General features: G+C 59.6%; 12 protein-coding genes. 5 read left to right on the forward strand and 7 right to left on the reverse strand.

All coding sequences use genetic code 11. The annotated features are described in order from the left end of the window. Positions 1 to 23 precede the first annotated feature (23 nt). The 4 genes from tkt to P8Z34_14020 form a co-directional block, all read right to left on the reverse strand. Positions 24 to 2027 carry a transketolase gene (gene tkt, locus P8Z34_14005; protein ID MEJ2551786.1) on the reverse strand — a complete coding sequence of 668 codons (2004 nt, stop codon included), beginning with the start codon at positions 2025 to 2027 and terminating at the stop codon, positions 24 to 26. Between the two features lie 167 nt (positions 2028 to 2194). Then, positions 2195 to 2845 (reverse strand): hypothetical protein, encoded by a 651-nt coding sequence (locus tag P8Z34_14010; protein MEJ2551787.1) that lies wholly within the window; start codon positions 2843 to 2845, stop codon positions 2195 to 2197. Next, a complete protein-coding gene (locus P8Z34_14015; protein MEJ2551788.1) occupies positions 2838 to 3092 on the reverse strand; it encodes a hypothetical protein in 255 nt (84 codons plus the stop codon). Before P8Z34_14015 ends, P8Z34_14010 begins: the two co-directional genes overlap by 8 nt. Position 3093: 1 nt before the next feature. Continuing rightward, a complete protein-coding gene (locus P8Z34_14020) occupies positions 3094 to 3453 on the reverse strand; it encodes a hypothetical protein (protein MEJ2551789.1) in 360 nt (119 codons plus the stop codon). Between the two features lie 122 nt (positions 3454 to 3575). Between P8Z34_14020 and fabL the strand changes: the two genes are divergently transcribed. Further along, positions 3576 to 4367 carry an enoyl-[acyl-carrier-protein] reductase FabL gene (gene fabL, locus P8Z34_14025; protein MEJ2551790.1) on the forward strand — a complete coding sequence of 264 codons (792 nt, stop codon included), beginning with the start codon at positions 3576 to 3578 and terminating at the stop codon, positions 4365 to 4367. Between the two features lie 14 nt (positions 4368 to 4381). On the opposite strand, the gene folE is transcribed toward fabL, so the two are convergent. Then, complete coding sequence (folE, locus tag P8Z34_14030; protein ID MEJ2551791.1) at positions 4382 to 5005, reverse strand: GTP cyclohydrolase I FolE; 624 nt, start codon at positions 5003 to 5005, stop codon at positions 4382 to 4384. 112 nt (positions 5006 to 5117) lie between these two features. Here folE and P8Z34_14035 point away from each other — a divergent pair, with 112 nt between their 5' ends. The 3 genes from P8Z34_14035 to folK are packed head-to-tail and all read left to right on the forward strand — an operon-like array spanning position 5118 to position 7225. Next, on the forward strand, positions 5118 to 5492 hold the full coding sequence (locus P8Z34_14035; protein MEJ2551792.1) for a dihydroneopterin aldolase: 375 nt from the start codon (positions 5118 to 5120) through the stop codon (positions 5490 to 5492). A gap of 53 nt (positions 5493 to 5545) precedes the next feature. After that, complete coding sequence (locus tag P8Z34_14040; protein MEJ2551793.1) at positions 5546 to 6700, forward strand: PatB family C-S lyase; 1155 nt, start codon at positions 5546 to 5548, stop codon at positions 6698 to 6700. Positions 6701 to 6712: 12 nt separating this feature from the next. Continuing rightward, positions 6713 to 7225, forward strand: a complete 513-nt coding sequence (gene folK / locus P8Z34_14045; GenBank protein ID MEJ2551794.1) for a 2-amino-4-hydroxy-6-hydroxymethyldihydropteridine diphosphokinase — start codon at positions 6713 to 6715, stop codon at positions 7223 to 7225. An 85-nt stretch (positions 7226 to 7310) separates the two neighbouring features. Here the strand turns inward: folK and P8Z34_14050 are convergent, their stop codons facing one another. Then, positions 7311 to 7694, reverse strand: coding sequence for a hypothetical protein (locus P8Z34_14050; protein MEJ2551795.1), 384 nt, complete (start codon positions 7692 to 7694; stop codon positions 7311 to 7313). A gap of 30 nt (positions 7695 to 7724) precedes the next feature. Next, complete coding sequence (locus P8Z34_14055) at positions 7725 to 8354, reverse strand: cyclase family protein (GenBank protein MEJ2551796.1); 630 nt, start codon at positions 8352 to 8354, stop codon at positions 7725 to 7727. Positions 8355 to 8437: 83 nt separating this feature from the next. Here P8Z34_14055 and P8Z34_14060 point away from each other — a divergent pair, with 83 nt between their 5' ends. Further along, positions 8438 to 9802, forward strand: a complete 1365-nt coding sequence (locus P8Z34_14060; protein MEJ2551797.1) for a M20/M25/M40 family metallo-hydrolase — start codon at positions 8438 to 8440, stop codon at positions 9800 to 9802. The last annotated feature ends 8 nt before the right edge of the window (positions 9803 to 9810 follow it).

Consider the following 9810-nt stretch of genomic DNA (forward strand, 5'->3'; position numbering starts at 1 on the left):
GATCCTTAAATCTCCTGCGTACGCTACTTGACCAGTTGCCTGGCGGCTTCGACGACCTGCTCGACGGTGATGCCAAAATGTTGATAAAGCTGCTTGTACGGCGCCGAGGCACCGAAGCTCTCCATGCCAATGAAGCGGCCTTCCGATCCGAGCCAGCGCTCCCAGCCTTGTTCGATCGCCGCCTCGACGGCGATGCGCGCGCTCAAATGATCGGGAAGCACCTCGGCTCGGTAGGATTGCGGCTGTTCGGCGAACAATTTCCAGCAGGGGAAAGAAACCACTCGAACAGAAATCCCCTCCGAGGCCAGCATTTCTGCGGCTTCGAGGATCAGCGCTACTTCCGATCCCGAGGCCATCAGGATCAACTGCGGATCCCTCTCACCCAGATCGGCGAGCACGTAGGCGCCTTTACGCAGTCCCTGCGCAGGAGCGAAACGCTCCCGGTCGAGAGTCGGCACGGCCTGGCGGGTCAAGATCAACGCCGTGGGACCGTGAACCCGTTCGAGCGCCATCAGCCACGCCGCGGCAGTCTCATTGGCGTCTCCCGGCCGGATTACGGCCAGATTGGGGATGCTGCGCAGCGCAGCGAGGTGCTCGACCGGTTGATGCGTCGGGCCGTCCTCGCCAAGACCGATCGAATCATGGGAGAAAACGTAGATCACGCGCTGTTCCATCATCGCTGCCAGGCGAATCGTGGGCCGCATGTAGTCGGAGAAGACGAGGAAAGTGCCGCCGAAAGGTATCAGGCCGCCATACACCGCCAGGCCGTTCAGGACGGCACCCATGCAATGTTCCCGCACGCCGAAGTGGAGGTAGCGGCCGGCTCGATCGTCGGCAGAAAACGCTGTGTCACCTTCGAGCTTCGTTTTGTTCGATCCGGTGAGGTCCGCCGACCCGCCGATCATCTCGGGCAGCACAGACGCCACCGCATTCAGCACTTTGCCCGAACTGGCGCGCGTGGCCAATCCCTTCGCGTCCGTTGCGAACACGGGAATACTGCCAACCAGCGTATCCGGCAGCTCCTTCGCCAGGCTGCGTTCGAGTGATTTCGCCTGAACTGGGTGTTCATTCTCATAGCCGGCGAAGACCTTCTGCCAGGATTCGTACGCCTGCATGCCGCGCCGGCTCGCCTCACGGCAGTGCTCGACGACCTCCTCGGGGACGAGAAAAGGCGGTTCTTCCGGCCAGCCCAACTTCTTCTTCGCTCCGGCAAGTTCCTCCGCACCGGGGGGTTCCCCATGAGCGGCGGCCGTGTCCTGTTTGGTTGGCAAGCCGAAGCCGATGTGCGTGGGGCAGACGATCAACGATGGGCGGGGATCTGCTTTGGCCTGCGTGATCGCCTCGTCGACCGCATCGACATCGTTGCCGTCCTTGATCTTGATCACGTTCCAGCCGTAGGCCGAGAAGCGCTGGGCGGTGTCATCGGTGAAGGTCAACTCCGTGCTGCCATCGATGCTGATGTGATTATCGTCGTAGAGATAAACAATACGGCCGAGCCGCAAGTGTCCCGCAAGGGAAGCCGCCTCTGCGGATACGCCTTCCATCAAATCGCCATCGGAAACGATGGCGAAGATGTGGTGATCGAACAGATCAAATCCTTTTCGATTGAAGCGTGCGGCCTGGTGTTCTGCGGCGATGGCCATGCCGACTCCGTTGGCAAAGCCCTGTCCCAGCGGACCGGTCGTCGTCTCGACGCCAGGCGTCAACCCATATTCCGGGTGTCCGGGGGTCTTGCTCTCGAATTGACGAAAATTCTTGATTTGCTCCAGAGAAAGATCGTAGCCATACAGATGTAGGAGGGTATAGAGCAGCATCGAGCCGTGCCCGGCGGATAGCACAAAACGGTCCCGATTGACCCACGCAGGATCGTTGGGATTGAAACGCAGATGTCGCTGCCAGAGGGCATAGGCCATCGCAGCTGCTCCCATGGGCAATCCCGGATGTCCGGAATTCGCCTTCTGGACTGCGTCCGCAGATAGAAAGCGGATCGTGTTGATCGTCTGTGTCGTGATGTCATTTTTGGTCATGGCAGCTCTCATCTCTTTTCCCTAACTAAAGCGAGGGAGGATTCAGGGGTATAACCCCATGATCTTATCATGAAACGGGGAGAACGAAGCACCTCTCGACGCCTATTTATCAAGAAATCGTAAGTAAACAAACCCGATCGTTCGCGGGGAATACATTAAGGACGGATTTACGTTCTTGACAACGTGCGCTGCAGCCAGAATTTTAGACCGCGGGCACATTCCAAACCCGCCTTGTGACCCACGTCCGCCTCGCAGTATTGGACTTGCGCCCCCAGGCTTCGCAGCCGTTCGACGATGGCGCGCACCAGATGGATCGGGACGATTTCATCGCGGATCCCGTGTCCCACGAAAACAGGAAGCCCGGCGGCTTTGAAACTCGTATCTCTGGTCATGAATCCGGCCAGGGATACGATTGCCGCCGGTTTCCAATCCGTCAGGGCCGGAACGGCGAACGCCACGGCCGCCCCCTGGCTGAATCCCATGAGCACGACACAGTCGCGTTGGAGTTTGAACCGGCCATCGATGTCCACGATGGTGTGCTGCAGCGCTGAGACACTCGACACATAATCGGAGAGCCTCGGATCGTCGCTCGGGGTTTCCGCAGTCCAGCTGAAGCCGCCGGTGGGCGAAGGATACAGCCCGCGAAACGCGGCGATCCACCAGGTTTCCGGCAGGACCTTTTCGAAGACCCACATCCCTTTTTCGTCACCGGTCCAGCCATGCAGCATGATCACCAGCGGCTGTGTGGGGTCGCTTCCGGGACGGATGCGGTACAACAAGCCCGGCCCTTCGGGTTGGATCTGCTGAATTTTAGCCACGTCGATTCCTTTCAACGATTCGCTCCATGAGCCACAGCCATATGACGATCAAAACCACGGGCGCCAAACCTGCGAAGGTGCACAACAGCGACATGCGCAGTGCGCCCGCGCCATACACCCAACGGATGAGCCCGTTGCCCACGATGAGCAGGATCAACACGCCACCGAGGATCAATCGAGCCTGCGTCGTGTGGGCATAGCGACGCAGGTCGCGTTCCCTTCGATGTTTGTTCTGCTCTTGCCTCATGTCAATGTTTGTCTTCGTCTTCCGACAGCAACGCCTCAATGAGTGTGCGCGCATCCTGCAGCGGATCGTCAGGATGCGGCAGCGAATAATCGGACCTCACCCGGGTGGTCAATCGCGCCGCGGCTTGCTTCAACCGGTCGGGGACATCATCGGCTTGTTGGAACCATCGCAGCAGGCGATAGAAATTCGCCTGCGGTCGCACGCCGGTCTTCCGTTCTTGGAACACAGCCACCGCCATACCCGCCGCCCGCCGCGCACAAACGCGGGCGCGGCCTTCCCTGCCCCGACGCCGGGACTCTTCTGCGAGGTCCATTTCCCGTTCGATTTCGGCGAGTGTTTCCTGGAATTCCACAATCCCCATGCTACCACAATCAACGAGCCTGGAATCAACAATGCCGGCATTATCCGTGGTAGCGCAACTTCACCAGCTCTGATGGTATCATTTAAGGGTTAACAATGTTGACGCGAGTCCAGGAGGCGTGAATGCGGTTCGAAGGTAAAGTTGCATTGGTAACGGGTTCGGGAAGAGGAATCGGGCGAACGATTGCGCTGCGTTTTGCAGAAGAGGGCGCAGATCTCGTGGTGAATTTCTTTCGCAATCGAGATCCGGCCGAAGAGACGGCCGAAGCCATTCGCGCTCTGGGTCGTAAAGCCATCGTCGTGAAAGCCAACATCGGCGAGATCGAGGGAATCGACCAGCTCTTCGATACCGTCGAAGCGGAATACGGCGGATTGGACATCTTCGTCTCCAACGCCGCATCGGGGTACAACCGGCCGGTTCTGCAGCAAAAACCAAAAGGCTGGGACTGGACGATGAACATCAATGCCCGCGCCCTGCTTTTCGGCGGCCAACGCGCCGCTCCGCTGATGGAATCCCGGGGCGGTGGGCACATCGTCGCCATCAGCAGCCCCGGCTCGTTCCGCGTGCTGCCGGACTACGTCGTCGTCGGCGCCAGCAAAGCCGCCCTCGAAGCTTTGACGCGTTACCTGGCTGTGGAGTTATCCCCGCTGGGCATCGTGGTCAATGCAATATCCCCGGGTATCGTCGAGACCGACGCCTTGCAGCATTTCGATGTGCTCAAAGATAACACCGTGATTCCGCAGGCGATCGAAGCGACGCCCGCCGGCCGGCTGGTGACCCCGGAAGACGTCGCCGGGCTGGTCGCATTTCTGTGCAGCGAAGAGGCGAGCATGATCCGCGGTCAGGTCATTCTGATCGACGGCGGATCGACGCTGCCCGTCCATGGGGTTAAATTCGAACTGCCGGAAGAGTGAAACCCGTAGTGGTTTTACAGCGATACTGCAGACGTGTCCCTGGAGATGTGTTCCAGGAATTCGTTGCGCGTGAGCTCGTTCGTCTGGAACGAACCCGTCATCGCGCTGGTGACCATACGTGCGCTGGATTTTTTCACGCCACGGATTTTCGAGCACAAATGCAGTCCTTCCACCACCACGGCGACACCCTGGGGATGGATGGCGGCTTCGAGGAAATCCGCGATCTGCCGCGTCATGCGCTCCTGCACCTGCAGGCGTCGGGCGAACAGGTCCACCACGCGAGGGATTTTCGACAGGCCAATTACTTTATCGGTCGGAAGATAGGCGACGTGCGCCCGTCCGAGGAAGGGAAGCAGGTGATGCTCGCACATCGAATAGTATTCGATGTCCTTGACGATGACCATCTGGTCGTACTCGACGTCGAACACGGCTTCGTTGATCAGGGCATACGGATCGACGCGATACCCCGCCAGGAGCTCGTCCCACATACGCGCCACGCGTTCCGGCGTACGCTCCAAACCCTCCCGGCAGGCGTCCTCGCCGAAAGCAGTGAGCAACGTTCGCACCGCTTCTTCAATTTCCGGTTTGGCAATTCCGACTCCACTCAATAATTCAGCAGCAGCCTCGATATCGTGCATGGGATCCTCCCGAATTTACCTACGCTGAATACTACCACATCTGACGGCCGTCAAACGGCGGTACAATATCGTCCGAGGCGACCCGCATTCAAACGATCAAACGGAGAAGTCGATGGAAGAAGACCGCATCCTGATCAAAGACCTGCTCCTGCGCGGTATCATCGGCATCAACGATTGGGAGCGTGAGAAGCGCCAGGACATCCTGATCAACGTCATGCTGTTCGGCGATCTGCGCCCGGCCGGCGAGAGCGACGAGATCGCCGATTCGATCAACTACCGCACGATCACCAAACAGATCATCCAACACGTCGAGACGAGCCAGCGCTTCACCGTCGAAGCGCTGGCGGCCGACGTCGCCCGCATCTGCCTGGAAGCGGACGGCGTGGAGCGCGTCCGCGTGCGCCTCGAAAAACCGGGCGCCCTGCGCTTCGCCCGCTCCGTCGGAGTCGAGATCGAACGGCGGCGCGGCGATTTTCCCTCGTCGTAAGCGATCAGAGATAAACGAGCAGCACAGCATGCCCTCAAGATTGGAGATCCTCGATGCCAGAGGACTATGATTTCGACCGCATCATCGACCGCCGCGGGACGGGCAGTTGGAAGTGGTCTAAAGCGGACGCCGAGGACGTCATCCCCCTCGGGGTGGCGGACATGGACTTTGCTTCACCGCCGGCTGTCCTCGATGCGCTGCGGGCGCGGGTCGATCACGGAGTCTTCGGCTACAGCTATCCCACACGAGAACTAACAGCGACCATCCAGGCCCGCCTGGAAAAGAAATACGCCTGGGAAATCGAAGAAGAATGGATCGTCTGGCTGCCGGGATTGGTTCCCGGATTGAACGCCGCCTGCCGCGCCGCCGGCGATGTGGGCGACCAGGTACTCAGCGCCGTGCCGGTCTATCCACCGTTTTTGAGCGCACCGAAAAACATGCGGCGCGAACTGCGCACCGCGCCGCTGCAGTTGGATGGAGAGCGCTGGACTTTCGATTTCGAAGCACTCGAAGCGGCGGTCACGCCGAAAACGAGACTGTTCATGCTTTGCAACCCCCACAATCCCGTCGGCCGGGCATTCTCCCGCCAGGAATTGGAGGCGCTCGCTGAATTCTGCCTGCGCCACGATCTCGTCATCTGCGCCGACGAGATTCACTGCGAACTGATCCTCGAGCCGGGCGTCGAGCACCTGCCCATCGCCACGCTGAGTCCCGAAGTCGCCGCACACACGCTCACTTTCATGTCCCCCAGCAAGACGTTCAACCTGGCCGGAATCGGTGTGGCCTTCGCCATCGTTTCGGACGACCACTTGCGGCGGACTTTCAAGAAAGCGATCGCCGGGATCGTTCCGCACGTGAACGCGTTGGGATACACCGCCTGTCTGGCTGCCTATCGGGACGGCGCGGAGTGGCATCAAGCCCTGCTCGATTATCTACGCGGCAACCGTGACCTCGTCTTCGAGGCAATCAACGCTGCGCCGGACCTATCCACGACCCCCGTCGAAGCCACCTACCTGGCCTGGATCGATACCCGTGCGGCTGAAATCGAAAATCCCGGTGAATTTTTCCTGCAGGCCGGCGTGGACATGTGGGACGGCGTCGATTTCGGCGGACCCGGTTTTATCCGCATCAACTTCGGCCTGCCGCGCTCGCGTCTGCGCGAGGGGCTGCGGCGCATCCAAACGGCAATGCAGGATCGTTCGAAATAAGGATTCGTTTCTATGTCCGAGAAAGCCTTCGTCTCCCTGGGATCCAATATCGAACCCGAAAAAAATCTACCCCTGGCCGTCGACCAACTGGCGAAGGTCGGCGAAGTCCTCGCCGTTTCCATGGTCTATCAGAATCCGTCCGTCGGTCCCACGCCGCAGCCCGATTTCCTCAACGCCGCTGCCCTGATCGCCACGGATCTCGAGCCGCTGGAAATCCGGGCGGAACTGCGGAAGATCGAAGCCGCGATGGGACGCGTGCGGAGCGATGATAAATACGCCCCGCGCCAGATCGACCTGGATTTGTGCCTGCTGGGAGATTGGGTGTTCGAGAGCCGCGAACTCACGCTGCCCGATCCCGGACTGCTCCTGCGCCCGCACCTGATCGTCCCCATCGCGGAGTTAGCGCCCGATTTCCGCCACCCGCTCACGGGCGAAAGCCTGGCACAGATCGCAGATCGGCTGAGGATGGATGCGCAGCTCACACCCCGGCCGGACGTCGCCCTGGAAGTAAACTCTCCTCGTTGACCGGGCATCAGGTAAATAAGGAACACCGACAAAACATCTGTCGGTGATACTTCCTTGCTTGAAAAGATGATTAATACTCAAACACTCACTCGCGATTGAACTCCGCCACCGCCTCGGCGATCGCCCGGCGCACGCGTTCGTCCGGGATTTGACTCACATCATGATACGTACGCTCGCCGAATACGATCTCCAGCATTCCATCGGGTGAGGTGCGGAAATCGAAATGCGTGTCGAGTAAATCCGCATGTTCGGCCAGTTTCGACTTGACCATCTCCTCGATCTGTTCGCTGCTGAACGAGGCTTCCAGATCGGCATCACCCGGTGGATCACGATCGGGTTTAATGATAAACCGTGTGCCGCTTTCGTGGAGCACGAACCGTTTTCCGTGCAGGAAATAACGCACGCCGAGCGCAATTCCAGCCGCAAGCAGGACGCCGACAACGAGTACAAGAATATCCGCTGCGTTCATACCCGTCTCCATTGAAAAACGATTCGATCTTTACACGCCGATCAATATCGCCCGTGACGGCGCGCCGTCGCTGCCGACCAGTTTGACCGGCAGGCAGTGCAGCATGTAGCGACCTTGATCGACCTTGCTCAAATCCATGCCTTCGATGATCACCACGTCGTTGCCCAGCAGGATGCGGTGGGTTTCAAGTCCTTTTCCGAAGGGTGCGATGGAAAGGTAGTCGATGCCCACAAGGACCACGTTCTTCTGCACCAGCCAGGCCGCACCGCTGGCATCCACGGCGCTGAAATCCTCCCGAAACGTGCGTTCGCGCGGCCAAAATTTCGAATTGCGCGTCTTGAAGAGCACGCGTTTGGTCCTCGGGGGAATGTTCGCCTTTTCGAGTGTTTCGGCGTCGATCACCTTGGCCTTGGGCAGTTCGACCACGTACGCCCGACCGTTGAGCGAGCGCAGCGATAAATCTTCAACACCGCTGCCGCCTTCGATGAAGTGAATCGGTGCGTCTACATGCGTGCCGAGATGCACGCTGCTCGATATCTTGGAAACGTTGGCGTGCGCGCCTTTGGAGATGAACTCGACGCGCTCGAGATCCAGTGGTGTCTCGCCCGGCCAGGTCGGCATTCCGTTTTCAATGGGGACAGAAACGTCATAGATATGCATGTTTACCTCCGTTCCCTCTGATTATAGATTCGACTCGCAGTTAATGCACGCGCTATAATCGAAGTCTCTGAGGAGGTATACACATGACCGATTACCAAGCCATAGACGCAGCCATCGAAGCGCAGTTCGATCAGACGCTTGCCGAGCTGGGACAGCTTTGCGCACACCCCAGCGTATCGGCACAGGGACTCGGAATGAAGGAATGCGCTCAATTCGTCCGGCAGATGCTGGAGAAACGCGGCTTTCAAAGCGAAATCCTGCCCAGCGCAGGATTTCCCGTCGTAGTCGCCGAACGCTCCGGCCGCTCGGAACGCACGCTGCTTTTCTACAACCATTACGACGTGCAGCCGCCGGAACCGCTCGAGCTGTGGGAAACGCCGCCTTTCGATGCGGACATTCGCGAAGGGAAAATGTACGCCCGCGGCGTCAGCGACGATAAGGGGCAGATCATGGGCCGCCTGGCCGCGATCGACGCGCTGCTTTCGATCGACGACGAACTGCCCTGCAATGTCAAATTCGTGATCGAAGGCGAGGAGGACATCGGCAGCCCCAACCTACCCGCTTTCGTCGAGACCCACGCCGATCGCCTGGCCGCCGACGCCTGCATCTGGGAATTCGGCGGCGTCAACCACGAGGGAACGCCCGTTCAGGTCGCGGGTTTGCGAGGAATTTGCTACGTCGAACTGAGCGTGCAAACTGCCAGCCGCGATGCACACTCCGGCACAGGCGGATCGATCTTCCCCAACGCCGCCTGGCGCCTGACCTGGGCTTTGAACTCACTCAAAGGCCGCGACGAACACATCCGCATCCCCGGCTTCTACGACCGGGTAGTCCCACCCAGCGAGCTTGACCTCGAACTGCTGGAAGCACTTCCCGATTCGGCGGAAGAATACCGCTCGCGCTACGAACTGGACGGTTTCATCAAAGGCTTGCAGGGTGGATTGGAACTCCAACGCGAAAGCATCTTCAGCCCCACCTGCACCATCTGCGGTCTCACCTCCGGCTATCAGGGTCCCGGCTCGAAGACCGTGCTTCCCGCCCGAGCCAGCGCCAAAGTCGATTTCCGCCTGGTTCCCGATCAGGACCCGGACGAAGTCGTGCTGCGCTTGCGCAACCATCTGGATGAGCAGTGCTTCGATGACGTGGAAATTACCTATCTCGGCGGCGAACCACCCGCACGCACGCCGCTGGACGATGAATTCCTCGCGCTGGTCGTCGAGAGTGCCCGTCCGGTGTACGGCGTACCCCAGATCGTCGTGCCCATGTCCGGCGGCTCGGGTCCCAATCATCCGTTCATCCACACGTTGAAAGTGCCCGTCGCCACTGCCGGAATCAGCTATCCGGGATCGCAGGTCCACAGCCCGAACGAGAATATCGATCTGGAAAGCTTCCTCAAGGGCATCCGGCATCTGGCGCGTATCGTGGTGGAATTCGCAAGGAGTGAATGACGAATCCT

Source organism: Anaerolineales bacterium (assembly GCA_037382465.1).
Taxonomy (GTDB): Bacteria; Chloroflexota; Anaerolineae; order Anaerolineales; family E44-bin32; genus WVZH01.